General features: G+C 42.2%; 17 protein-coding genes and 1 tRNA gene. 2 read left to right on the top strand and 16 right to left on the bottom strand.

Translation table 11 applies throughout. The annotated features are described in order from the left end of the window. Positions 1-472 precede the first annotated feature (472 nt). From IM500_RS00635 to IM500_RS00620, 4 genes are all read right to left on the bottom strand, one after another. On the bottom strand, positions 473-1405 hold the full coding sequence (locus tag IM500_RS00635; RefSeq protein WP_287737403.1) for a DUF4351 domain-containing protein: 933 nt from the start codon (positions 1403-1405) through the stop codon (positions 473-475). 551 nt (positions 1406-1956) lie between these two features. Next, positions 1957-3447 (bottom strand): MFS transporter, encoded by a 1491-nt coding sequence (locus tag IM500_RS00630; RefSeq protein WP_287737402.1) that lies wholly within the window; start codon positions 3445-3447, stop codon positions 1957-1959. Positions 3448-3469: 22 nt separating this feature from the next. Beyond that, positions 3470-4252, bottom strand: a complete 783-nt coding sequence (recO, locus tag IM500_RS00625) for a DNA repair protein RecO (RefSeq protein ID WP_190723617.1) — start codon at positions 4250-4252, stop codon at positions 3470-3472. Between the two features lie 91 nt (positions 4253-4343). Further along, positions 4344-4416, bottom strand: a tRNA-Ala gene (locus IM500_RS00620). Positions 4417-4493: 77 nt separating this feature from the next. Between IM500_RS00620 and trhO the strand changes: the two genes are divergently transcribed. Then, a complete protein-coding gene (gene trhO / locus IM500_RS00615) occupies positions 4494-5306 on the top strand; it encodes an oxygen-dependent tRNA uridine(34) hydroxylase TrhO (protein ID WP_287737401.1) in 813 nt (270 codons plus the stop codon). Positions 5307-5354: 48 nt separating this feature from the next. Here trhO and IM500_RS00610 read toward each other — a convergent pair whose 3' ends face one another. Both IM500_RS00610 and IM500_RS00605 read right to left on the bottom strand, forming a co-directional pair. Next, positions 5355-6920: a protein kinase domain-containing protein gene (locus IM500_RS00610; protein WP_287737400.1), complete on the bottom strand. Its 1566-nt coding sequence runs from the start codon at positions 6918-6920 to the stop codon at positions 5355-5357. A 57-nt stretch (positions 6921-6977) separates the two neighbouring features. Further along, on the bottom strand, positions 6978-7499 hold the full coding sequence (locus tag IM500_RS00605) for a DNA recombination RmuC family protein (RefSeq protein WP_287737399.1): 522 nt from the start codon (positions 7497-7499) through the stop codon (positions 6978-6980). Between the two features lie 407 nt (positions 7500-7906). Between IM500_RS00605 and IM500_RS00600 the strand changes: the two genes are divergently transcribed. Beyond that, positions 7907-8434, top strand: a complete 528-nt coding sequence (locus tag IM500_RS00600; RefSeq protein ID WP_002798966.1) for a hypothetical protein — start codon at positions 7907-7909, stop codon at positions 8432-8434. A gap of 41 nt (positions 8435-8475) precedes the next feature. On the opposite strand, the gene IM500_RS00595 is transcribed toward IM500_RS00600, so the two are convergent. The 10 genes from IM500_RS00595 to IM500_RS00550 all read right to left on the bottom strand — a co-directional run bounded on the left by IM500_RS00595 (position 8476) and on the right by IM500_RS00550 (position 24703). Then, positions 8476-9255, bottom strand: coding sequence for a pentapeptide repeat-containing protein (locus IM500_RS00595; RefSeq protein WP_147072238.1), 780 nt, complete (start codon positions 9253-9255; stop codon positions 8476-8478). A 677-nt stretch (positions 9256-9932) separates the two neighbouring features. Next, a complete protein-coding gene (locus tag IM500_RS00590; protein ID WP_287737398.1) occupies positions 9933-13031 on the bottom strand; it encodes an efflux RND transporter permease subunit in 3099 nt (1032 codons plus the stop codon). Positions 13032-13073: 42 nt separating this feature from the next. Then, positions 13074-14429, bottom strand: coding sequence for an efflux RND transporter periplasmic adaptor subunit (locus tag IM500_RS00585; RefSeq protein WP_287737397.1), 1356 nt, complete (start codon positions 14427-14429; stop codon positions 13074-13076). Positions 14430-14489: 60 nt separating this feature from the next. Beyond that, the gene (locus IM500_RS00580) at positions 14490-15791 is read right to left on the bottom strand and encodes an MFS transporter (protein WP_287737395.1); all 1302 of its coding nucleotides are present in this window, start codon (positions 15789-15791) and stop codon (positions 14490-14492) included. A 48-nt stretch (positions 15792-15839) separates the two neighbouring features. Continuing rightward, positions 15840-17471: an FAD-binding oxidoreductase gene (locus tag IM500_RS00575; protein ID WP_287737393.1), complete on the bottom strand. Its 1632-nt coding sequence runs from the start codon at positions 17469-17471 to the stop codon at positions 15840-15842. A gap of 80 nt (positions 17472-17551) precedes the next feature. Next, positions 17552-17938, bottom strand: a complete 387-nt coding sequence (locus IM500_RS00570; RefSeq protein WP_253880997.1) for an isoprenylcysteine carboxylmethyltransferase family protein — start codon at positions 17936-17938, stop codon at positions 17552-17554. Between the two features lie 15 nt (positions 17939-17953). Further along, a complete protein-coding gene (locus IM500_RS00565; protein ID WP_253880995.1) occupies positions 17954-18157 on the bottom strand; it encodes a hypothetical protein in 204 nt (67 codons plus the stop codon). 12 nt (positions 18158-18169) lie between these two features. Next, entirely contained in the window at positions 18170-19345 is a 1176-nt protein-coding gene (locus tag IM500_RS00560; RefSeq protein WP_052277747.1) for a type III polyketide synthase, read from the bottom strand. A gap of 47 nt (positions 19346-19392) precedes the next feature. Beyond that, a complete protein-coding gene (locus IM500_RS00555) occupies positions 19393-20712 on the bottom strand; it encodes a flavin-containing monooxygenase (protein ID WP_004158563.1) in 1320 nt (439 codons plus the stop codon). A 28-nt stretch (positions 20713-20740) separates the two neighbouring features. Next, on the bottom strand, positions 20741-24703 hold the full coding sequence (locus tag IM500_RS00550) for a beta-ketoacyl synthase N-terminal-like domain-containing protein (protein ID WP_287737390.1): 3963 nt from the start codon (positions 24701-24703) through the stop codon (positions 20741-20743). Positions 24704-24705: the final 2 nt, after the last annotated feature.

Genomic DNA, 24705 nt, shown 5'->3' with positions numbered 1-24705 from the left:
GGGGAAGTTCAGATATAAAATGAACGTAGGTTGGGTTGAAGCATGAAACCCAACGCCCGCATGGGTTACGCTACCGCTAACCCATCCTACAAATAATTGTGCCTCCCTACTTAACTAGATAATAGAAACTGTAGCGATTAATAAGTGCCTAAGCAAAATTAATTACACATTTAAGCCGCTACTCCGTCAGCTTTTTCAGTGACCAGTAAACAGTGAACTGAAAACTCAAATCTGATCCCTGATAGCTATCTCGGAGTCTCGGAGTCTCGGAGTCTCGACACGGCACAAATTCTCTCTAACTGGCGACTGTCAGAAATCCAGAAAACGAGTTCCTTCAAGAAACCAGTTTTCTCGATAATACCGTGAGATTGGGGGGGGATTATGGTGTTGAGATGAAGGTTATCTCTCAATTCCCCCCTCGCCATGAAAATTTTAGCGGGTGATGGACAAAAGGCGATCGCTAACGTCAAAGCTAGGCAGTTAAAGTATTTAACCAATTGATTAAATCTTCAACCGTAGAGAAGTCGAATAAAGCTTCTCCTAATGCTTCGACATCATCAATACTTAACTGCATGATTTTAGTTTCTAATGCAGGATTAATTTCCCCTAACTTGCGTTTAAGTTGGCGAATAATAAACGTCTTTTCGCGTTCGATACCTTGTTCAATACCTTGTTCGATACCTTGACGCATCCAACTGGTAGTAATTTGCATAACTCCCTCCTGTACGGGTTGACTAAATGTGCTAATCTCTTCTTGAAATTGTATCTCTTCGACCGGATTTAGATTGAGATAAGTATCAATAAATCCAGAAATTAATTGCATTCTCGCCGCATCTAACCGTAAAGTTATTAACAAGCGCAGACATTCCGCCTTAACTTTTGCTCGCTCTTTGTCGGCAATGTTCATCTTCGCCATCAAAGCCGAAGCAACCGGATTCGGCTGATTGAGAAAATCTCGCCAATTTAATCGATTTAATTGCACGACTTGATAGTTAAATTCTAATACCTTGAAATCGGGAAAATCGACTACATATTGACTAATCGCTGCTCTTTTTGGCTTTGAATAAGAAAAAATTACAATGGGATAAATCGGTAAGACAAATTTCTCATGAAAGCGAGCAAAATAAGTCAACATTCGCCGGTTAAACCCCTGGCGGGAACTTTGCTGCGCCTCCAGATGAATCAGAAAGAAAGATTCTTTTCCTCGAAACTTAACTTGTGCGACTAAATCGCTTTCATGCCTTTCTCCTTCCGTGACATCGGTAAATACTTCTTTGTCTAAAAAAGTAATCGAGTCCCTATCTAAATAATCCATCACTTGAGGAAAAAACAACTCAATAAATTCGACAAAAAAGGTGGAGATTAACTCCTTAAATAAGCGATCATGGTCAATATTATTAGTCATGTAATATAATTTTAACGAATCTGAGCGGTGAATGACTACCAGAAAATAACAACTTTTTGATTCTAACAAGTTTAAGGTTACTTTGTCTCCTGATACTAAATCTGGTTATTAAAGACTGATTATTTATTCCCCTTTTTGCATGAGGCATGAGTAGAAAACGGGTTTCTCCGAGAAACCCGTTTTCTGTGCGTTACTCAGTAATTACTACCACAAGCTACCGTTTAGTTAATGTTAGTTTCGCTTCTTTGCGGGGGGTATGGGAGAATAAATAAAGGCAATCTCCTGACTTGAAAGAGGGTGTAGGGTGTGGGTTGTGGGGTGTAGGGAAGGAAACCTCTTTCATCTGTGGGGGTGAAAATTTTTTCATCGGGACTGAATACTGAATACTGAATACTGAATAAGTACCTAAGCAAAATTAATTACACATATCTAACCACCTCTTGCCTCTTGCCTCTTGCCTATCTTCACTAGGAAATTAATTTTGCACGACTACTTACTGACTCCTGACTCCTGATTACTGTTTACTGATAACTGATAACTGAAAAGTTCCGCTAATCTTTAGATAAATTGCCAGAAACATACCAAGTAAAACCACCGCCGATAACTGCCATAACTGCTAAAGCTAATAATACCGGTCGGAGTCCGAATTGAGTTTCGGCGATACCCGCCACGGCTAAGGGTAAAGAGAGGGCAATATTAACGGCATTATTTTCTAAACCAAAGACTTTACCGCGCATTTCGGGGGGTGTATCTGCCTGTAGGGTAGTTTGCATGGGAACCCCGACTAAAGCGGCAAAAATCCCTAATAAAGCCGTCATAGCGAAGGCTAAAATTAAACTCTTTGTGGCTAGAGATAAACCGATTAAAGCTGCCGCCATACCCAGGGAACCCCAGAGACTTAATTGGGTGTGGGAGAATTTTTGGCCCCAATAACCCAAAGTAATCGCACTAACTGCCATTCCTGCACCACAGGAGGCTAATAAAAAGCCGAATTGAGAAGCTTTTAACCCGGGTAGTTTTTCCGCCATACTAACAGCTAATACTGATAGAGCTGCAAAAATACAGAATAAGATGACTAATTGAATCAGAGCGTTACGAACTTTATGATTTTTGTTGAGGTAACGAATGCCGTCGCGGATATCTTCCCAAACATGGGGCTGTTCTGCGGTAGGAATGACATATTTTTCGTTAGTTCGCAGGATAATTAGAATTAAACCGGCAATTATATAAAAAGCACCGACAATCATCACTTTGCCAATATCAAATTGTCCGGCTCTCGTGCCGAAAATGCTATCGGCAAAAGCTAATAGAGGTTCACCGATGGCAAAACCGATAATTAATACTGCCATGGTGGTTAAAGTGTTGAGGGAATTAGCCGGTAGAAGATGACGACGTTTTACCACTAATGGCAGGGTAGATTGTTCGGCGGGGGCAAAAAATTGGGTTAAGGTGGAGACAAGAAAAGTAATGACTAACAACAGGAAAAAACCGAAGGGTAAGTTAAATTCTCCTTGTAGCCGGTAATGCCAATTTCTTAAACCGTCAGGCAACCAACCGAGGGGAACGGCTAAAGTTTGCTCGCGCACTAACCATAATAATAGGGGTATGACGAGGACAAAAGCCCCGCGTAAAAGGTTAGAAATAACTAAAACTTGTTTTTTTAACCATCTATCAACATATACACCCGCTACCGAACCCACTAACACCGCCGGAATTGTATTAGCAATCATTATCGCTGATACCCAGCCACTAATCGATTGATCGGCTTCTTGGTAATGGGTGGCAATTAGGGAGATCATCAGGACTAAATAGAATTTATCCGCTAATTGGGAAAAAATTCCCCCCGCCCAGAGAGTGAGAAAGCGCGGGTTTTTTAGCACTGGGGCAAAACCCTGACTAGGATTGGATTTGGGCGCACGTTTAGGCAAGCGGTTCATGGTTTCTGCGTCGGATTGCCTCGGTGAGGAATCGGAAGAATTAAAAATAGGAGTGGAGGAGTCGCTAGGAATTGCGTCGCTAGTTTCTGAGTCAAACAGTTGCATTATGATAACTTTTACTATCTGTTTAAAATTCTAAGGGAGATAAACCCTCAACTAATGCCGAGGAGCGAAAAGTTTTTCCCAGATGATATTGAGTATAGCGGCGCAGCAGGCGATCGAGGTTAATCCAAGCTAGTTCTGAGGTAAGGTTTTCTTCTGGGGGAAAATCGGTTTTTCCTAGGCATTGCAGTAATTGCAGTTCTTGCAACGTCAGTTTACTATCGATTTTGGGCGGGTTGATTGTTTCTGTTAGGGCAGCTAGATCTATTATTCCCCCTGCCTCGAAACTAAATCCTAGGCAATTGTCCCCAATTAAAGCTTTTCCCGTCAACAGGCAGTTATGGACTTGCGGCACTAAGCCGGCAATTGTTAAGAAATGAAAAATTGCTTGACAAAGGTAGGGAAGTATGTATTCATTCTCGTCGAGGACTTCAATTCTGGCCAGATGGCTGCAGATTAATTCGTATAATTCCCTCTGGGGTTGTTCGCTCAGAGCGATCGCCAAAACCAGTTCGCAGAGGTATTGACTAACGGTGAGTTTGGCGAGATTTTGACTTAATTTGGGATAAGATTCGATAGTTTCGGCTTGAACGACCTTATCTAGGGATTTTCCTGCGACTATTAACAGATTATTGACCACAAATAGTTCGCTTCTACCCCGCAGGGAAGATTTATACTTGCGCGCACCTGGAGCGATGGCTCTAATTAAACCATATTCGGCCGTCAAAATAGTTAAGAGGCGATCGGCCTCTCCGAAGGCCATTCCTTGCAGATTGATTCCAGTAGCTTGATAGGTACGAGACATCATTTAATAATTAACTAGCTAATTGTCTTCCCAAAAAGACTTGAGCTAATCACCAAGCAAAAGTGAATCAGTCAGGACTATGGGGGAGATGCTATGGAGGTTAGCGGACTCGAACCGCTGACATCCTGCTTGCAAAGCAGGCGCTCTACCAACTGAGCTAAACCCCCGATCTGGTTTTTAGGACACTTTCGTTATCATAACCTATAGTGAAAAATATTACAAGTTAATTTTCCCTTTGCTTGCCATGTCTTATCTAGTCGCCACTTTTTACCAGTTTGTGGCTTTGTCAGATTATCGTCAAAAACAGCCAGAAATACAAAAATACTGCCAAGAAAGAGGAATTAAAGGAACTATTCTTCTGGCAGCCGAGGGGATTAACGCAACGATCGCCGGGAACAGTCAAGCGATCGCGGAGGTGATTAGTTGGTTAAAAACCGATACTCGTTTAGCTAATCTAGAGGTGAAAGAGTCTGTTTGTGATTATTTGCCCTTTCAACGCCTAAAAATTCGCTTAAAACAGGAAATTGTGACTTTTGGTCAAGCCAAGGCTAATCCTCTCGAAAAAACAGGAATTCATCTCAAAGCTGAAGAGTGGAACCAATTGCTGAAAGAGCCGGACGTGGTAGTGATCGATACTCGTAATAATTATGAAGTGGCGATCGGTACTTTTGCGGGAGCGCTTAACCCAGAAATCCAGCATTTTCGCCAATTTCCTGAGTATATTCACGACAATTTTGATCGTATTAACAATAAGAAAATAGCTCTTTTTTGTACGGGGGGAATTCGCTGTGAAAAGGCGGCAGCTTTTTTATTAAATCAAGGCTTTTCTCAAGTTTATCAGCTAGAGGGAGGTATTTTGAAATACTTAGAAGAAGTTAGTCCTGATCAGAGTCTTTGGCAAGGAGAATGTTTTGTTTTCGATCAAAGAGTGGCCCTAACAGCTAATTTAGAGGTAGGACATTATGAAATGTGTCCCGCTTGCGGTCATCCCATCGATGAAAAAGATAAACAGTCCCCCAATTACCGAGCAGGAATATCTTGTCCCTATTGTAGTTGATTTTATCCTATCGTCCTGCTCCCATCTCCCTACTTTTCTAGGTTCTGGTTACTGTTTTTTGCGGATTTGTGTACCAGAAATCATGTCATGAAGGGCGCGTTTTTTCTTTGTCCAGGCTGCCAGTAAAAAGCCCAAATATAAGGGAGCAGTGGAGATAAATTTTAGTAAGTAGCGGCGATTGGCTCTTGCAAAAGATATGCGTCGGCCTTGGCTATCGGTGACGGATAAATCAAAAAACATTTTACCAATAGTGGCTTTAAAAAGATATTCTAAGAAAACATAATATAACCATTTAATCACTATTCCTAAACCGAGAGCGGTCAGGATGGCAATATGCTCGTGAGTAAAGTTAACTTTGGCTTGAATATTATAGATAATTGCTGCTATAAATAAAGCAAAACCAAAAATTGTTGTTCCAGCTGCACTTAATCCTGCTGCGTAGTAAACCCAGATTTCTTTGGCTATATCAAAATCAAGGTTTAAATCTTGAAAAGTTGACCATTGTTGTAAGCGAAAACAGATATAACCACCTAATAAAGCGGCGATAATAAGAACGATAAAAGAATCAATTAAAGAGGCTTTTAAACGGAGCCAAAACCCGGCATGACTGGGAGAAATTGCAGCGAGTAAAGAAATAAGTGCAGGATTGGGAATAGGAATAATTTTAGGTTTTTCAAGAGAAGAATTTTTAGTTTTTTTAGTTTTTTTAGTTTTTTTAGTTTGATGGGGATTGGCTTTAATATCAGTAATAATTTTTAGCAAAGTTTTGGTGTCTTTAGGTCGATCAATAGGTTTTTCTGCCATTAAATTATCGATAAAATCTGCTAATCGAGAAGGGATATTTGGGGCATATTTACGCCAGTTAAATTCATTGGTATTAATATTATAAATTTTCGGGTCACTGGGTTCTTTACCGGTTAACAAAAAGACGAAAGTTTTGCCCAAAGCATAAAAGTCTGACTGGGGGACAGAGTGACCGCGAGATTGTTCGGGAGGAGCATATCCAGGGGTATAAATTCCTGTATTTTTACCTCCTGCTAGGACGGTTTTAGTCACTTGTCGCGCCGCTCCAAAATCAATTAAAACTAATTGACCATCGGGTTTTAAGATAATATTAGAGGGTTTGATGTCGCGATGATAGAATTTATGTTTATGAACTTCGTAGAGAATATTAGCTAACTGAGTTAACCAATCACAAGCGAGATTATAATCAATCGGTTTAAATCCTCTTTGTTTTTGATATTCTTCTAAGTCAATACCAGCAATTTTCTCCATGACTAAACAGTGTAAAGCAGTTTGACTCTCCCGGGGATGATAAATAAAATAGTTTTCTCCTTTGGGAATACCGGGGTGATTTAATTGTTTTAAAAGATTGGCTTCCTGTTGAAATAAATCAATAGCTTTACTGGAATCGTAGGTAAGAACTTTTAATACTTTGGGTATTTTATGTTCATCTATCACTTCATAGGTATTACCAAATCCACCTTTGGCACTCAATAAATTTGTGACTCGATATTTACCATTTAAAAGCAAGTCGGAACCACAGGATTGACAGTAACGACTCTCCGGGATACTTTTCGGTTTAGGACAATGAGGATTAATACAAAAACTCATGGATTTTATTGGTAGAGTACAAAATAAACTTGATGATTAAAATATCCCCTGATATATTTAAGGTTTATTGCCAAGAAAAAAGCCGCGCAATCCCAAAGTGACCACGGCACTTAAAAAAGCTACAATCATGGGGATAATCAGAGATTTAAACCCTTTCAAGTCCGCAATATCTTTAACTAGGATTGCATAACTATCTTCGACTTTTTCCAGTCGTTTATCCATCGCTTCGACTTTCTGATCAAGAGTTTTAATATCTCCTTTGATTTCTGTGACTTCCACCTTTAAATCATTAACATCTTTTTGGAGACTGTCAAATTTTTGATTAACATCTTTTTGGAGACTGTCAAATTTTTGATTAACATCTTTTTGGAGACTGTCGATTTTCTGATCCACATCTCTTTGGAGACTGTCAAATTTTTGATCCATATCTCTTTGGAGATTGTCAAATTTTTGATCCATATCTCTTTGGAGAGAGTCAATTTTCTGATTAACATCTCTTTGGAGATTGTCGATTTTACTCTCGATCCTTGTCAGGACAGATTCGAGAGAATAGGTAACGGTTTCGCTAGTTTGTGTCATAATTAAAACCCTCTGGTCGATATAGCCAAATATAATTAGGTTATGCTGAAACAGTTTTTCGTGGGGGTGGGGGTGTCGGGTGTGGGGTTTTAGCCATTTTCAGGTGGTCAATTACCCAATGTTCAGGGAAAAAGTCCCGGAATTTTCCCCCCTGATCACTCCAATGACTGACACTTTTTGAGGGCAAAAAAGCCTAAAGATATTATCCAACAAAGTTTTTAGATTTATTCAGCCAGCCCTAATTATTCCCCTATTGCCTATTGCTAGGAGCCAAGGACGATTTTGCTACCGGAAAATTTTCAATTGTGGCCAGAGATCGATCGTGGTAATTTAAGAAAGCGATCGGGGAACTCTAACAGGGAAGATCCCGACCCTAGCGAGGGAGTGCCTGTTTAACCGTCTGTCCTATGTACAAGTCTATTACTGTTTTAACGCTGCTGACGGGAATTATCGCCGTTGATGTGGTTTTTGCTCAATCCACTGTTAATCTTCCCATCACAGTTAAACGGGGAGAATCCTACGAAGGATTATTGACTAGAGCATCGCAATTAGCAGAGAAAACTATCATCAGTCGTTTTAATCAACAACAGGGTCTTAATAAAATTGATTTATTGATAACGGCCGAAAAATCAGGGGCGATCGCACCTCTCCTCTCGGTGAAGGTATCCCGTCAAGATTGGTTTGGCCATCCCAATATTCAACGCTGGGCTAATGTTTTTCCCTTTGGCAAAGCTCTCCTCGGTTTTAGCTCTCCCGCACCCGTCGTCACCCCGAAAAGTCCCCCCGCTGCCGTTAATCCCACGCCATCTCCAGCACCATCTCCCAGTGCTACCACTCCTCCTCCTCCCCCTGCTTTACCCTTCGAGGATGAGCCGAATAATGCTCCCCCAATCCCCATTCCTAACCAAAGATTAACCACTCCAGCTAATCGTTAATCGATAGGAAAAGGAGGGGCTTTCGGCAGACATATTGACTTTTAAGTGGCAAAACGGGGCTGAAACCAGTCTAGGGGAAAAATATCATCTTCTTGGGCGGTTTCTGTCCAAACGGTGACGCTCTCAAAACCAGTCCCCGTCAAGTTAGCACCCCTCAAGTCCGCTCCCTGTAGATTTACTTCTTGTAAACGCGCTCCCGCTAGATTAGCACCCGCTAAATTGGCCCCGCGTAAATCACTACCCGTCAGACGTGCCTCGCTAAAATTAGCCCTTTCTAAATTAGCCCCCTGAAAGTCCACCTCTTTAAGAAAAGAGCCGCTAAAATTGGCTTCCCTTGCGGAAATCTGACGACATTTAGCCCCACTTAGCCGCGCCTCTTGCAAATTAGCCCAATTGAGATTGACTTTATCTAGGGTTGCCTCCAAGAGATTAACTAAGTATAAATTCGCCCCGCATAAATTCGCCCCGCATAAATTCGCCCCCCGGAGATTAGCATGGGAAAGATCCGCCCCACTTAATCGCGAGTTACGCAGGTTTGCCTGTACCATAAAGGCCCCGGTGAGATTAGCTTTGGTTAAGTCCGCTTCCACTAATTGCGCTTGACTTAATTTGGCATAGGTTAAATTCGCCCAATTCAAGCTCGCTCCCCGCAGATTTGATTTAGTCAGAAAAGAGCGACTCAAATTAGTTCCGCGCAAATTGGCCGCCGCAAAATTGACAGCGATCAGAGTCACTTGTTGTAGGTCTAGACTCATCAAGTCAATGGCTAAAAAATCCCGCTCTCCTTGTTCGTAGAGTCTTAGTAACTGATTAACTTTCATCTCCCTTCTTCTACTTTAAGATGGTGGTTAAGAATTAATCAACAAAAGCACCCAAAAACTTCGTCTGATAAATAACTCATCTAAAAGCTGAGTTATTTATCAGGCTCTCTTTTGAGTTTATGTAAAGTTTTTTATCAATTTTTTAAGGGAAGATAACCCGAACAGCAAGTTAATTTTAATCATAGTTAAATAGCTTGGCTAAAACAGTTTGACTGGTTTTTCCAATTCTACCCCAGTCCATCGGGTAATTAGTATCTGAAACTACTCTTGTTAAAAAACTTATCTATTGTTTAAACTCGATTATATTTAGGGTCGGCTGAATAATGGTAAAACCCTTTGAAAATAAGGCTTTTGACCTGTTAAAATCCGATGTTCATGCTGCGAAAATCGGATTGGGACCCCCAAAAACCTGGCATTATCCTCCTTTCAGTACATAAGTTAGTACAAAAAGAGAGGGCAACAAAGCCTGAAACGACCGGCTACTGACGACCGACGACCGACGACCGACTCCTAACCCCACCAACAAACTTTTTGCCGCAAACCCTATTTAACCCAGCTAATTCCCCGTATTTTCTCGGATCAGGGCGGTGGAGCCGAGAGGACTTTCAGGATATTTTTACCCAAATCAATAGAGACGTTGTCTAGCAACGTCTCTACAAAAGTGGCATTTAATCAAGCTACTCAGGAACAGACAGAGGGGAAACCTTTTGGGCTTGAGCGAGATAGTACCATCCCGACGGGACAAATACCAGTGCGCTTAAGGTGGTTCCGATTACCCCGATGGAAATACAGATAGCGAGGGGTTCCCAAAAAGCCCCGCCGTAGAGAAATAATGGCACAAATCCCGTCACGGTGGTTAAGGTAGTGGTGAGAATGTGACGGGTGGAAGCAATGACCACTTCCCGGATTGCCTTGCGTTGGCGTTGAAGATGGGGAGGTAAAGCTTGTAAAGCCGCCACCACGACAATAGAATCATTAACGGAAACCCCAACTAAGCCGATAGTGCCTAAAATGGACATGAATCCCAAGGGATATTCAAATAACCAGAGGGAAAATAAGGCTAGTCCAATTGAACTAATACCGACGACAGTAACTAGGGCAGCAAGACGGAAGGAGTTAAAAGAAAGAACAAGGGTTGATAGCATTAGAATCGCCAAGACTCCCACACTAGCAATTAGATTAGCCACAGCTGTATCTCTTTCTTCTTCCTCTCCGCCAAATTCGAGCCGATACCCTGGCGGAAGAGAAAATTTGCCCGATTCTAAGTTTTGGCGAAATTCGTCTAAAACCGTTGCAGCGATCGCATCAGCTTGAACATAGGCCTTCACCGTATTAATTCGCTTGCCATTTCGTTGAGGAATCGTGGCTAATTCGGGGAGAAAATCAAATTCTGCCACGGAGGAAAGGGAAATATTAGCCCGTTCAGCAGTGGCGGAATTACCGAGAATATTTAAAGAGGCAATTTGTGGCAGTTGCTCGCGATCGCGATTAGCGACTCGGACTCGTACGGGTAATTCTTCCGTTGCTTCTAAAATCGAGCCACCCACAGAACCTTCTAAAAGGTTATCCAATTGGCTGGCGATCGCCGCATTATCCAAACCAATTAGTCGAGCTTTTTCTTCATTAATTTTTAAGGCTAATTTAGCTTGAATTTCACTTAAATCAGCAACAGAATAGGTTATTTCGGGTATTTTTGCCAGTTCTTCCCGTAGGGACTCGCCAATTTTCCTTAACATCTCCAATTCTGAGCCATAAACCCTAATTTCGATCGGGGCGCCCACCGGTGGCCCCTGTTCTAGGGGGCTAACTAATACCCTAGCCATCGGTAGAGCTTGACTTAATTGTTTTTGTAAGGTTTCGATCAATTGGGGTTCATCAGAAACTTGCCGAAGTTGAATCAACGCTTGGGCAAAATTAGGAGAGTCTTTGACGCCATCGGAGAGATTATAGTAGAAGGGGGGAGCATTACGCCCTAAAAACCAGTGAACTTCCCCAATTTCTTGATGATCTAGCAGTATTTTTGCAGCTTGAGCCACTTTTACCTGAGTTACTTCTAGGGTTGTGGTGGGGGCCAGTTCGATTTCTAGGGTTAACTGATCTCGTTCTGCTGGGGGAAAGAATTCTTCTGGGAGAGTGCCAGCGACAACAAAGCCAGTAATTGGGATAATCAAGCCAATAACCAGACCTAATACGGGAAAATAGAGATTCAACTTCAAAATTTGGCGATACAAACCCGTTAGGAGCGGTAAATTAATTCCCGTATCCCACCAATGGGTTTTTGTCTGGTGCGAGCGATGAGTCAGTTGATATAAACGTAAACTGAGGACAGGAATAATCGTTAGGGACAAAATTAGAGAACTAACCAAGGCTAAGATCACTGTTTGGGCGATAGTACGCACGAATTCGCCAATGCCTCCTTGCAAAAGAGCGATCGGCATAAAAGACAAAATCGTGGTTAGGGTAGAAGCTAAGAGGGGAATCCCTAACTGTTTAACGGTTTCAGCAACAATATGTTGGTGAGCTATTCCCGTCCGTAGTCCTTTTTGCAGTTCATCGACAATCACAATAGCGTTATCGATCAAAAGTCCCAAAGCAATAACAATTCCTGTCACCGACATTTGATGTAGGGGGATTTGCCAGAGATTCATACCGGCAAAGACCATCAGGATCGATAAAGGCAAGGATAAACTCACCACCAAGGCGGACTGCCATCCCATCATCACAAAAGCTGTCCCCATGACACAGAGTAACCCTAGGATCATGTTGCTGAATAATCCATCGAGTCGGTTAGCCACATAACGATTTTGGGCAAAAATTATCTTGAGGCTAACACCTTGGGGGAGAGAGGGTCGAAACAGGTCTAACTTGGCCTGGGCCGCCGCTGTCCATTCGTCTATGCGTTGGCCCGATTCCATCATAGCCGCCACCACAATAGCGGGTTTACCGTTAATAATGGTTAGTTCTGGCGGTGGTTCTTGAATTCCCTTGGTAACTAGAGCGATATCTCCTAAACGGGTAAATTGTCCATCATTACTGTAACGAATCGGAATGGCTCGAATCCGAGAGAGTGATTCTAAACTGGTATCGACTTCCAATAATAAATTATTGCGATTACTGCGAAGTTGTCCGGCGGCGACCTTGGCATCACTGGTTTGAATTTGTTGGGCAACTTCGACGGCGGTTAGGCCCAGGGAGGATAATTTCACCGGATCGATTTCGACTAAAATTTCCTCGGCCGGAACCCCGACTAACTCGACCCTTTCGGTTCCCCAAAGGGCTTCTAATTCATCGAACAGTTCTTGGCCAAGTCGGCGTAAAATAGCGTAATTAGGAGCGGTATCTAGATCCCAAAGGATGGCAGTCAATAAACTAAAGGCTTTACTATATCCTTCTTCGTATAAGGGTCTTTGGGCTTCTGGGGGTAGTTCCGGGATGACATCGGTAATCCGATCGCGAATGCGTGACCAGACGGGATCCACATCAGTCACTTCATCTTTAAGTTCAATATTGACCGTGGAACGCCCTAATTCTGAGGAGGACTCAATCAGGCTAATTTCTTTGATGCTAGAGAGAGATTGTTCAATTTTTTCGGTCACTAGGGATTCGACCCGATAAGGACTGGCACCGGGTAAATTGGTGGTAATGGTGGCACCTCGATTAATTGTTTCGGGATCTTCCATGCGCGGCAAAATTTGAAAGGAAGACAATCCCCAGACAATAATCAGAATTAAGGTCAGAATTAGTAATCTAGGTTTACGTTCAAATAAGTTATTCATTGGAGATTATTAGGGATAATAAAGCTGATTAATGACCACTGACTACCAAATTTCCACCATTTGCCCGGGTACGATGCGGTGAACCCCTTCGACGATCACTCGATCACCGGAGGTGAGAGTCCCGCGCACCAACAAGCGATCGCCTTGAATCGCTAGAACTTCTAAATCTTGGCGTTTGACGGTAAATTGTCGAGGATTATCGGGATTAGCTTCTCCTAGAACATAGGAAGACCATAATCCTCTCGTGCCTTGTACTAAAGCTTCTGTGGGCAACCAATAGCCCGATTGTGGAACTGATTGAGATAATTCTAGGCTGACCACTTGCCCCGGAATCAGGCCCTGAGTCTGATTTAAACTTAAAATAACCGTGGCGGTACGGGTAGTTGGATCAATTTGGGGCAAGGTTGAAGTGACTTGTCCTGTTAATATTTTGTTACCAATTTTTAAACGATGTTTACTGCCAATTGGTAAGTTTTCGGACTGGTCAATGGGAACCCCTATACGCGCTTCCAGTTTATTACTTTCCACTAAACGAACGATCGGATTACTTGCAGAAACAACAGTGCCAATATTGACGTGAAGGAGGGCAATAGTGCCATCGTAGGGGGCTTGAAGTTGGCTTTTCTCAATCTCTAAGTTAATATTCTTCAGTTGGGCATCAAATTGGTCAATAACGGCTTTTTGCAGAGAAATCAATTCGGGACGAGTACCGGCCTTGAGTTCATCTAATTGACTTTGGGCTTCATCAATTCTCGCTTGTTGTGCATTAACATCTGTTTGCACTTCTTCGAGTTGTTCTCTAGTAATTGCCCCTTCTTGATACAATCCTAGCCGTCTTTGGTATTTAGATTGGGCTAAAGCTAATTGTTCCCTGAGATCTCGGACTTTTGCTTGGGCTGCAGCGATACTTTCTTTCCTGGAACCAGCTTGTAATTCTTGCAGTTTAGCCGTGGCTTGCGATCGCTGGGCGATGAGTTCTTGTTTTTGTGCTTCTAAATTGCGTGTATCTAGAGTAGCAATTAAAGTACCTCGGCGTACCTCTTGACCCTCTTGAACCAATAAACTAATTAATTGTCCCGAACGCTCAAATCCTAGTTCACTTGTCCGTTTAGCCACAATATTACCCGTATAACGGCGCGGTTCTTGGTGATGGGTGACAGGACTTAAAGTTAAGGTTCGCACAGGTAAGGCTGCCGTCTTGCTCTTATCGATTGCTAACGAAGCGGTTTCTTTTGAGGTGGTGGATTCAGAGGTGTTTTCTAAGAGGACATTACGCAGGGTAGGATAGGCAAAAACCGAGGTGGCCGCTAGGATCCCAGTAATAATTAATCGCCAGGGCAATCGCAGTTTTTTGATAGCAGTTTCTTGCTGTTTGGTGATGGGATTGGGGGAAGTCATAATCCAGTTCCAAATGAGTAGGGTTTAGTCAAAAGTAATAACAGATTAGCGAGGAAAGAACTATTTTTTGATCGCATAAGGCCGGAGGACAAAAGCCGCTGCTAGGGATAATATACCGGCGCACAAAAAGGCAATTTGTACCCCCCAGGGGTTATCAGGAGTTTTCCCGAAAGAAAGGATTAATCCTGTTAGAAAAGACCCCGCACCTTGGCTAAATTGAATTAGGAGACCCCTAGTTCCAAAAAATATTGCTTCTCGTCCCATTCCCTGTTGCTCCGCATCTTGATCGATAATGTCCGATAACATGGCATTCGGCAGACTAAAAAAGCTGGCTAGGGCTAAATTAGCGATGATTGAAAGGATTAACCAAGGAATCAAAGAATCTTGCCACCAAAAGCGACCACAGGCCATGGCAATCATACCCAGGCCAACCCAGATTAAAGAACCTTGAAAAACCAGTTTTTTGCCATATTTTTGCGCTAAGGGTAAAACTAGGGTAAATCCAGCTAAGGCACTCCCCACGATAATAGTATTAATCACGGCGGCAAAACTTACCTCTCGTTTGAGGAGAGCAATTACTAAAAAAGTCGGAATTACCGAGATAATACTAATCACCATCCACGCCAAGATCATGGTGATCATATATATACAAAAAGTCCGATTGGTAAAAGCCGCCGTTAAGGTGGTTTTAAAGTTAGGATATTTCCCCTTAGAAGGACTATATTCTTCTTTTTCTAGCAAGGGCATAGCTAGAGTAATTAGCCCAATAAGACTAATAGCAATACCCATCCCATGAAAGCCATAACTATCAGTTAACCAAGGGGCAATAATCCCACCAATGGTGGCACCAACTAAACCAAAAATTCCGATTTGAGTTGATAATTTAACTCTTCCTTCTGGGCTTTTAGCGAGAGTGGGCAACCAGGCTAAATAGGGAACATGGTAGGATGCCATGCCCACATAAAACACCCAAAGCATGGTGACTAAATAAATGAAGTAAGTGGTTTGATTTAAGTTATTAGGGGGATTAAACAACAGGATAAAACCACCAATTAAAGGGACTAAACTGGCCAGTATAAATGGTCTTCTTTTGCCCCAAGGACTCCAAAAGCGATCGGAAAAATAACCGACTACTGGCTGCACAAAAGCCCCAGCAATACGGCTAATCATTATCGCTATCCCCACTAAAGCAGAGGGCAATAAAATGGATAAGTTATAGTCATTGGGAATGCCCGGGTCGTAGCGATAAATTAGCATGGTTAGAAGGGCATTATTAACGATAAAGTTACCAAACCAACCAGTGATATAAGGAAGATAATCTATTCGGAGATGTTGCCATTTGCTAGAAGTGCTAGAAGTCATTAGAATTGGGGGAGAGATGGGTAGTTAGCAGTAGATTGTTAGGCTTATTTAAAGAAATTCGTAGCGACCGGGTGAGAGAATGTGATTGGGATCCAAGCTGTCTTTAATTTTCTGGATTAAGCAACTATAATCGTCTTGGGCTGCGGGTAAACTATTCATAGAGTGGGTACTAAGACGGTAGGGATAATAGCCTTGATTGATCAATTCTGCCAACATTTCATCGTGACAATTTAAGGCTTTTTGGTCTTCTCCTTCTAGCAATCGATCATAAAAAATGGCAGCATTGATGTTGATATTGCGCTCGGTAATACAGTTAATGCCGATATTGGGTTCATAACCATATTTTTGAGCGATGCTGCTGATAATATTGAGAGCATTTCTGAGATGATTTCCCAGAAAAGGAACAGAGGGAACACACCAAATCATGCCACAGGCATCCAGGTCTAAATTCAACCTATCGGTGGGGGGCGTTTTTTTGCGCCAATAAGCCATCTTCAGCCCTTTTTCGGTAATCATTCCTCGTTGGGGATTTTTGTGATAAATTAAATCCACCTTGTCCTTAATTTCCACACCAGTAAATACTTTAAAAATGGGACTCATTTTGCTGGCCATTTTGAACTTATTTTCATCAAAAAACATAAGTTTATTGACAATTCCTTTCAAGGCTTTTTCAATTAGGTTTCTTTCGACTTTTCCCTGTTCTGGTGAAGCCGAATATAAAGCACCTTCTCCTATCCAAACACCGCCACCCCATTGATGACTTAATTGTTCTAATAAATCGGGGGGTAAAGGAGTTTTTTCTTGGCATTCCTGCCAGGGATATTGTTGTTGAATAGACAACATTCGGTAGTTATTATTAATGTGGAAGGTGGTTTTAATTACCCCTGCCATTTTCAGTTGACGTAGTTTGTCGATCAATAACTCTAATTTATTTTCCTGATCGATGCTATAGAAAAAAGCCTGAAAATATTCAGGATAGGGGGTTAACCAAAAAGTCATTTTGGTGACAATTCCCAGGTTAGATTGGGTAAAAATTCCATCAAAATAAGGACCGACTCCCCAACGATTTACCGCCCCTATTTGGGAGTTTTCAAAGCGATTAAATCCCGTATGAACACATTCACCGGTGGGCAAAACTACTTCCATTCCACAGACATGATTAAAGCGATCGCCCAAAAGTCCTTTGGCTTGACCTCGTTCGAGAATATTGCCAATAATACTAGAATCAGGAGTCGAACCGGTGACACTCATTAATAATTTATTGCCATTTTTTTGCAAAAAATCGTAGAGTTGTCGCTGAGTAACACCCGCTTCAATAGTTACATAAGCTAGGGTTTCATTATAATCCAAAATCTGATTTAATCGACTCAAATCCATTAAAACCGAACCGGTGCGGCTAGGAACTTGCGAACCATAACCCCAATTTTTACCTGTACTAATAGGATAGACAGGGGTTTGATAGCGATTAGCAATTTTTAGAGATTCTTGGACTTCTTGACGATTACCTGGGCGAATAATTGCCGGGATTTTAGCATGGGTTTCGTAGGTAGCGGTCTCGGCTTCTAGGCGTTTTTTGTTATCGGTGCTGACATATTCGGAGCCTAATAAATTTTCCCATTCTTGTAGAGCGTTAGTTAAATTGTCGCTAATAATATTTTCGGAAACAATTAGAGAGTCCATAGTATTTTTTTTCTCCTTGAAATTCAGGTATGAGGGGTAATTAAAGGGCCCTAGGGAACCGGCCCTGCTATCCGTGGCAATTAACTTTTAAGCGGTTGCTGTTTGCGAGAGAAAATTGCGCTAAAACTAGGAATAAAACGGGGAGTATTGGCGAAAACTGCTTGATAATTGGTGTCTTGACTCAAAGCTTCTTCTTCAGCCGGAATGCGTTGGATTAATAACCAAGCATTCAGGAGACTAAAGACTATAGATGTCAGATAAGCGGTATGAAACAAGGGAACCACCGCTAATTCCGTGATCATGGCCCACCAGTTAGGATGACGGATATATTGATAAATGCCATTGTCGATCACGGGTGTCTGAGGAACCGTGACCACCTGATGAATCCAGCGATCGCCCAAGGCTTCAATGGAGGCATAGCGGAGCTTTTGAGCTAAAAAAGTAGTAATTAGGGAAAATAAAGCCAATGCTGGAATAAAAGGTCAATCGAGCAGATAAACTTCCCCAATCATGCAAAGCATCCAGCTAGATTGGAAAATCTTGACGAATCCCACATAATTAGAACTATGCAGTTTGCCACCTTCCGCTAAGACTTTGGCCATATTCTGTTTACTCAGACGAGTAACGCGCACTCGTTGGACAATAATGTAACTAATCAGGGCAATGAAAACTATTTGGCTTAACATCCTTAAATATCCTTAGAATTGAACTAAAATGGCTTCTTGAGCAAATCCAGGCCCCATGGAAATTATTAATCCGTAGGAACCCGTGGGAGGATGGGGACGGGAGAGGGTTTCATCGAGAATGCAGAGGATAGTAGCAGAGGCAATATTGCCAATTTCTGCCAAAATATCCCAACTAACCTGTAAAACATCCGGTTCTAACTGAAATTCTTCAACTATTGCATCGAGAATCTTTGGACCCCCCGGATGCACCATCCAACAGACAATTTCCTCGAGGGAAACTCCTGTTTTTTCCAGTAAAGATGTCACCGCTTTTCTCACCCCACCCTTGACGTAATCAGAGACTTCTGGGCGAAGAATTTGGCGAAAACCGTAGTCTGTTAAAGGTAATGCCATTAAATGCTCTGTGTGGGGCATTAACAGCGATTGAGTGCCGATAATCTTCAGTTTTGCTTTACCTTGCTTGACTAAGGGATGTTCATCTCCCGCTAAGAGAACCGTGCCGACTCCATCGCCAAATAAAGCCGCTACCACAAGGGTCATAATGATATTGCTATATTGAGACGGATCTTCGGGTAATTGTCCCAATAATCCCGTTAAATCGCCATGAATTGACCCTTGCCAAAGGCCAGAGGAGGGATCGGTGGTAAACAAAATCGCTGCTTCGGTGGGATGTCCTTGCAGATAATCGTTTACTCTGGCTAATCCTTGGGCGCCTCCCAAACAGCCGACACCCGATAACGCTTGCCGCTTGATATCGAGGGAAAAATCTAGACGATTGAGGAGTAAACTTTCTAGGGAAGGAACGGAAGGAAGAACAGTAACGGAGGTAACTAGGGAGATTTCTTTGGGAGAAAGAGCTGCTTTTTTGAGCAAATTAGTTACTGTCGATGTTACTAAATCCATAGTTAGATCGACCATTTGACGAACGGTTTGGGCGAGTCCGGGAGGATTATCGGCATCGAATTCATCTAGGGGAATAGTGAAGTATCGCCCTTGAATTTTGACATTACTGAAAAAACGATGAATTTGTTCTAAATCAAAAAAGGTTTGTTCCTGGAAGTCGAGTTGATTTTCTCGGCAATAATCTTGAAGAAGATTAGCACAATGATTTCTGATATTGACTTCTAGAACTTCTTGGGGATAGTAATGTTCTGGAAAACCAGTAGCTGTCTCAATAATGTAGGGCATTGGAGTTAAGATAGAGGGATTTCAGGGGGTTAATTATGGTGGGAGATTTAAGCCAGTAATCGGCGAGCTAATCCTTGGGCTTGGCGTATATAACCCAATTTGTCAATCACTAAGGAGTGAGTACCGCTATGGTGTTTATTGTCGGCGCTTAAATTGGCACTAATTTGACGTTTTAGCTTTTCAAATTTATAGACAAACCGGGATTTTTTATCCTGAGCTTGTAGATAAGCGGCCACTAAATTACTTTGTTCTTCAAATACTCGCCAGTGGGTGCCAGTGGGATGAACCATTCCGATGACAAACAGGTTATTTTCCTCTGGGTGAAAAACATTCATATAGAGGTTAGGCTGGGTGGTTCCTTCTTGCCAATTTAAATCAGATTTGTCAATAAAAGAAAATTCAATTTTGTAACCAGTGGCGTAGATAATCAGATCAATTTCTTCTGTACTGCCATCGGCAAAAATAACTTTCTTTCCGTCTAATTGTTGAATATTAGGCTTATGGGTGACATCTCCATGCACATAATAACGATAGATTTGTTGGTCACTATTGGGAATAATTAGACCGTTACTTTTACAGTCTGTCGGAATATTGAGTTTTTTGAGATTAACTCCTTGTAAGAATAGAGCTATTGGTGATAATAAAGCCATCATTTTCATGTGTTCTTGCGCTGGAATTAGATTCATGATTGGCGTGTTAATCATCACCCATTCTGGGGGCAAACCGAACAAAAATTTCGGCATACAGAGAAAGCCACGACGGGTACTATGGAAAGTTTTACTGCCATTAATAGCCGCTTCGACGACTAAATCCATGGCTGATTGTCCCGCTCCAACTACTAGGACTTTTTTAGCATTTAGTTGAGCGGGATTATCATAATCTTTTGAATGGATAATTTCCCCGTCAAAATGCCCAGAAAATTGAGGAATATTCGGTTTACTATGATAACCACTAGCGATTAAAACCCCTCGGTATCGTCTGGTTTCTTGGTTGCTAAGGGTGACATCCCAAAAGTTACCCACCTTTTTTACTTTCTCCACGCTGAGATTAAATTCCATGAAATCATAGAGATTGAAATGAGCGGCATAATTGCGAAGATATTCATAGACTAACCGATGATTGGGATAATCTGGGTAATCTTTTGGCATGGGAAAATCGGAAAAAGGTTGTGTGGTTTTATGACCAATCAGATGTGTATTTTTATACATTGGACTATCGGGACGATCATAAATCCAAATACCCCCAACATCCTGGGCAGATTCGATAACATTAAAGGGAATTTTGGCTTTGCTTAAGGCTCTAGCCGCCGCTAATCCTGCGGCACCAGCCCCAATAATACAGTATTGCTCTTTGTAATCTAAAGTCATGATTTTTCTCCCTTGAATAGTTGGTTGATTAGGCAGTCATTTGTTCAGGAAACTCTCGTAAACTTTGGCCAATTATTTTCATAATTTTCTCCGTATGTTGATTGATAAAGAAATGTCCTCCCGGTAAGGTATGCAGGACAAAATCTTGATTGGTTTGCAGTTGCCATTGTTGTAATTGATCGGCAGAAACCTTGGCATCGTTGTGGCCTCCAAAAACGGTAATAGGACAATTTAAGGGTTGACCTTGTTGATAAGAATAGGTCTCTAGGAGTTTGAAATCTGCTCGTAAAATTGGCAAAAAAGCCGCCATTAAATCGGGATGTTTGAGGAGAGTTTCTGGGGTTCCTTGAAAATGACCTAAAGCTGCTAAAAATTGCTCATCTCCCAGACGATGAATGGGTAAATCGGGATTGACAATTTGAGGCGCTCGAAATCCAGACATAAATAAATGTTGGGGTAGATTTTGCCGAGTTTTAGCCAATTCTCTGGTTAATTCAAAACTGATTAAAGAACCCATGCTATGACCAAAAAAAGCATAAGGTTGGTCTAAATAGGGAGTCAGAATCGGAATGAGACGATTAATCAGGGATTTTAGCGATGTAATCGCAGTTTCCTGAAGACGCGTTTCGCGTCCGGGTAGTTGAATCGCCCACAATTCCACTTGCTTGGGGCAGTAATTCAGCCAATTTTGGAATACGGAGGCACCCCCACCAGCGTAGGGAAAACAAAATAGACGAATGTGGGCGTTAGGATTAGCTTGTTTGCGAATTAGCCAAAGTTTCGGATCATTAGAGATATTTTCGGCTTTAGTCGTCTTGATTGGTTTTTTCTGTTTTGAGGGGAGAGGAGTTTTATTGCTAGTTGCAGGTTGGGAATTTTGGGTGATTAAGTTGAATATTTGCGGTAAAAACTGCTCAATACTCAATCCCGCTAGGTATTCCACGGGAACAATAATTTTTAAATCCTCCTCTAGTTGACGTCGTAATTGACTGGACATGAGAGAATCTAAGCCTAAACTAGAGAGCGGTTGCTTGGTATGTAGCTTGACCACGGATAAACCAGTAATCTGTTCTAAAACACCGATAATGTAGGTTTCTAGTTGTTTAAGCTGTTTCTCTGCGGGTGTGGCCAACAAAGAGTCAAGGGTAATTAGATGACCAGAAGATGATGCGGTGGTGGTTTTGACAACTTCCGGCGGTTGCGGCGGTGTTTCTAGGAGATATTTCGACAATTCAGGCAATAATTGCGCTTCTTCTGGGGTCAAGTCGCCTGTTTTTAGCCAATAACTACTTCTTTCAAAGGTGTAGGTCGGTAAGATACAGGGTTTACTGTCTTGATTGGCCGTTATCTCTTGCCAATTCAGGGCGAATCCCCGCAGATAAAGCTGACTGACACTCTCGAGGATCTGTTGTCGGTCAGAGGTTTGACGACGCAAACTGGGCAACCAAAGACAAGAATAATTTTTATCCAGTAGGCTGCCCATGCCCGATAAAACGGGATGGGAGCCGCATTCGACAAATAGCTCATAACCGTTGTCCAGTAAGGTTTTTATCCCATCGGCAAAGCGAACAGAAGACCGGAGATGACGACACCAATAATCGGGAGTAGTGACCTCAAAATTGACTAAGTTGCCATTAAGGTTAGAAATTAAGGCTCGTTGGGGGGGATGATAGGTGATAGTTTCAGCAACTTGTCGGAACTCGTCTAAAATTTCCTCCATCAGAGGGGAATGAAAAGCTTGAGAGACATTTAACCGGGTAATTTTCAGATTTTTGACCTGAAGCTGTTTTACCAGGGTTTCTATGGTCTCTGCAGCACCGGACAGGACAATATTATCCTGACCATTAATAGCGGCAATAGCGACCTGAGATTGATAGGGGGCAATTAAGGGAATAATTTCAGCTTCACTAGCCGATATAACGACCATTGAACCACTTTTTCCCACAGAATCCATCAATTTAGCCCGATAGAAGACTAATTTTAAGGCATCTTCTAAACTAAAGACTCCAGCAACACAGGCGGCCACATATTCCCCTAAACTATGACCCATAACCCCATGGGGGCTAATTCCCCAGGATTCCCAGAGTTTAAAAAGGGCGTATTCGAGAGCAAATAGGGCAGGTTGGCTGTAAAAAGTTTGATTGAGATGATTTTCTTGGTCAATAATCTCCGTTAGGCAATAGTCCCCATATTGACGGAGAATCTCAGCACAGCGATCGAGTGTTTGACGAAATAGAGGATAGGATTGGTATAGTTCCCTTCCCATACCGGGGTATTGAGAACCCTGTCCCGGAAAGAGAAAGGCAATTTTTGCCCGATTTTTGCCATTAAATTCACTTTTTTGGCGAAAAGAACTGGGTTCACCTTGAACGAAAGCGGCTAATTTTTCTTGAAGTTGGCAGTGACTAGAGACAATACAGGTGAAACGATGGGGTAATTGAGAGCGACTGCGATTGCTAGTAGCACAAATGGAGCTTAAAGCAATATTTTTCGCATTTTCTAGGTAATGTGCGTATTTTTGGGCTAGTTTGATTAAAGCCGATTCAGTCTTGGCTGAGAGGGTGAACAGATAGGGCGATGAATCAGGTGCCGCAGTCGTTTGAGGTTCGTAAGGGTATTCTTCGAGAATAATATGGGCATTAGTGCCATTTAAGCCAAAAGAACTAACTCCAGCTAAACGAGCAGAATTTTCACTAACCCATTCACGGTTTTTAGTCGGAACTTTCATCGGTTGATTTTCCCAGTCTAGATGGGGTGTCGGTTGCTGGAAGTGGAGATGGGGGGCAATTTGTCGATGTTGCAAGCATAAAATCACTTTCATCAGTCCGGCAATACCAGAGGCCGCTTCTAGATGGCCGATATTGGTTTTGACGGAACCAACCCAAACCGGTTGGGGATTTTTAGCAAAAACTGTCGATAATGCACCTAATTCAATGGGATCGCCTAAAGAAGTGCCAGTTCCATGGGCTTCAATATAGCTAATGTCCTCTGGCTTTACCTGAGCATTTTTTAAAGCTTGACGAATCAATTGTTCTTGACTAAGTTGATTGGGAACTGTTAAACCGCTACTCGTACCACCATGGTTAACGGCCGAACCTTTAATTAGTCCTAAAATCAAGTTATTATCCCGAATAGCCGCAGATAAAGACTTTAAAACTATAATACCGCCGCCTTCTCCCCGCACATAGCCATTCGCTGTTCTATCAAAGGTTTTACAACGACCGTCAGGAGACAACATCTGGGCGCGGGATTCCATGATAGTAACGAAGGGGGTTAACATTAGGTTGACCCCCCCAGCTAGGGCAACTTCACACTCGTTATTGCGTAAACTTTGGCAAGCTAAATGAACAGCGACTAAAGAGGAGGCACAAGCAGTATCAACCGTTAAAGTTGGGCCATGAAATCCAAAAAGATAGGATAAACGTCCCGAAGCTACACTTTTAGCATTTCCCGTTCCCGTATAGGCATCAATCAGATCGGGATGATGGCTAAAATGGGAGTAATCTTGAGTCATCATGCCTATAAATACCCCCGTTTGACTTCCTCGCCGATTTAAGGGTGATATTCCCGCATTTTCCAGAGCTTCCCAGGCTAGTTCCAGCAGTAATCGCTGTTGCGGATCCATTTGTGCCACCTCCCGGGGAGAAAGACCAAAAAAATCAGCGTCAAATTGATCTATCGGTTGATTTAAGAAGCCACCGTGACGGGTATAGACTTTTCCCCTTGCATCGGGCTTAGGATCGTAATAATTGTCAATATTCCAGCGCTGCGGCGGAATTTCGCTGATGGCATCGGTTCCTGATTGCAATAATTCCCAAAAAGTTTCCGGGGAATTAGCTCCCTGGGGAAAGCGACAGGACATACCAATAATTGCAATTGGTTCATTCTTAGCTTTTTCTAGGGTATGTAGCTTAGTTTTTAAGACCTTAATTTGATTTAAGGCATCTTTTATTAAGCTCATTTGATCAGTTTTGGCAGGTATTTGTGTCATGG

It is taken from the genome of Microcystis sp. M179S2 (genome assembly GCF_020245805.1).
Lineage (GTDB): Bacteria > Cyanobacteriota > Cyanobacteriia > Cyanobacteriales > Microcystaceae > Microcystis > Microcystis aeruginosa.
This window is presented reverse-complemented; position numbering and strand designations above follow the sequence as displayed.

Excerpts from the sequence above, each read along its gene's own strand:
- IM500_RS00635 (WP_287737403.1), bottom strand. The coding sequence starts at position 1,405 with ATGACTAATAATATTGACCATGATCGCTTATTTAAGGAGTTAATCTCC.
- IM500_RS00630 (WP_287737402.1), bottom strand. The coding sequence starts at position 3,447 with ATGCAACTGTTTGACTCAGAAACTAGCGACGCAATTCCTAGCGACTCC.
- recO (WP_190723617.1), bottom strand. The coding sequence starts at position 4,252 with ATGATGTCTCGTACCTATCAAGCTACTGGAATCAATCTGCAAGGAATG.
- trhO (WP_287737401.1), top strand. The coding sequence starts at position 4,494 with ATGTCTTATCTAGTCGCCACTTTTTACCAGTTTGTGGCTTTGTCAGAT.
- IM500_RS00610 (WP_287737400.1), bottom strand. The coding sequence starts at position 6,920 with ATGAGTTTTTGTATTAATCCTCATTGTCCTAAACCGAAAAGTATCCCG.
- IM500_RS00605 (WP_287737399.1), bottom strand. The coding sequence starts at position 7,499 with ATGACACAAACTAGCGAAACCGTTACCTATTCTCTCGAATCTGTCCTG.
- IM500_RS00600 (WP_002798966.1), top strand. The coding sequence starts at position 7,907 with ATGTACAAGTCTATTACTGTTTTAACGCTGCTGACGGGAATTATCGCC.
- IM500_RS00595 (WP_147072238.1), bottom strand. The coding sequence starts at position 9,255 with ATGAAAGTTAATCAGTTACTAAGACTCTACGAACAAGGAGAGCGGGAT.
- IM500_RS00590 (WP_287737398.1), bottom strand. The coding sequence starts at position 13,031 with ATGAATAACTTATTTGAACGTAAACCTAGATTACTAATTCTGACCTTA.
- IM500_RS00585 (WP_287737397.1), bottom strand. The coding sequence starts at position 14,429 with ATGACTTCCCCCAATCCCATCACCAAACAGCAAGAAACTGCTATCAAA.
- IM500_RS00580 (WP_287737395.1), bottom strand. The coding sequence starts at position 15,791 with ATGACTTCTAGCACTTCTAGCAAATGGCAACATCTCCGAATAGATTAT.
- IM500_RS00575 (WP_287737393.1), bottom strand. The coding sequence starts at position 17,471 with ATGGACTCTCTAATTGTTTCCGAAAATATTATTAGCGACAATTTAACT.
- IM500_RS00565 (WP_253880995.1), bottom strand. The coding sequence starts at position 18,157 with ATGTTAAGCCAAATAGTTTTCATTGCCCTGATTAGTTACATTATTGTC.
- IM500_RS00560 (WP_052277747.1), bottom strand. The coding sequence starts at position 19,345 with ATGCCCTACATTATTGAGACAGCTACTGGTTTTCCAGAACATTACTAT.
- IM500_RS00555 (WP_004158563.1), bottom strand. The coding sequence starts at position 20,712 with ATGACTTTAGATTACAAAGAGCAATACTGTATTATTGGGGCTGGTGCC.
- IM500_RS00550 (WP_287737390.1), bottom strand. The coding sequence starts at position 24,703 with ATGACACAAATACCTGCCAAAACTGATCAAATGAGCTTAATAAAAGAT.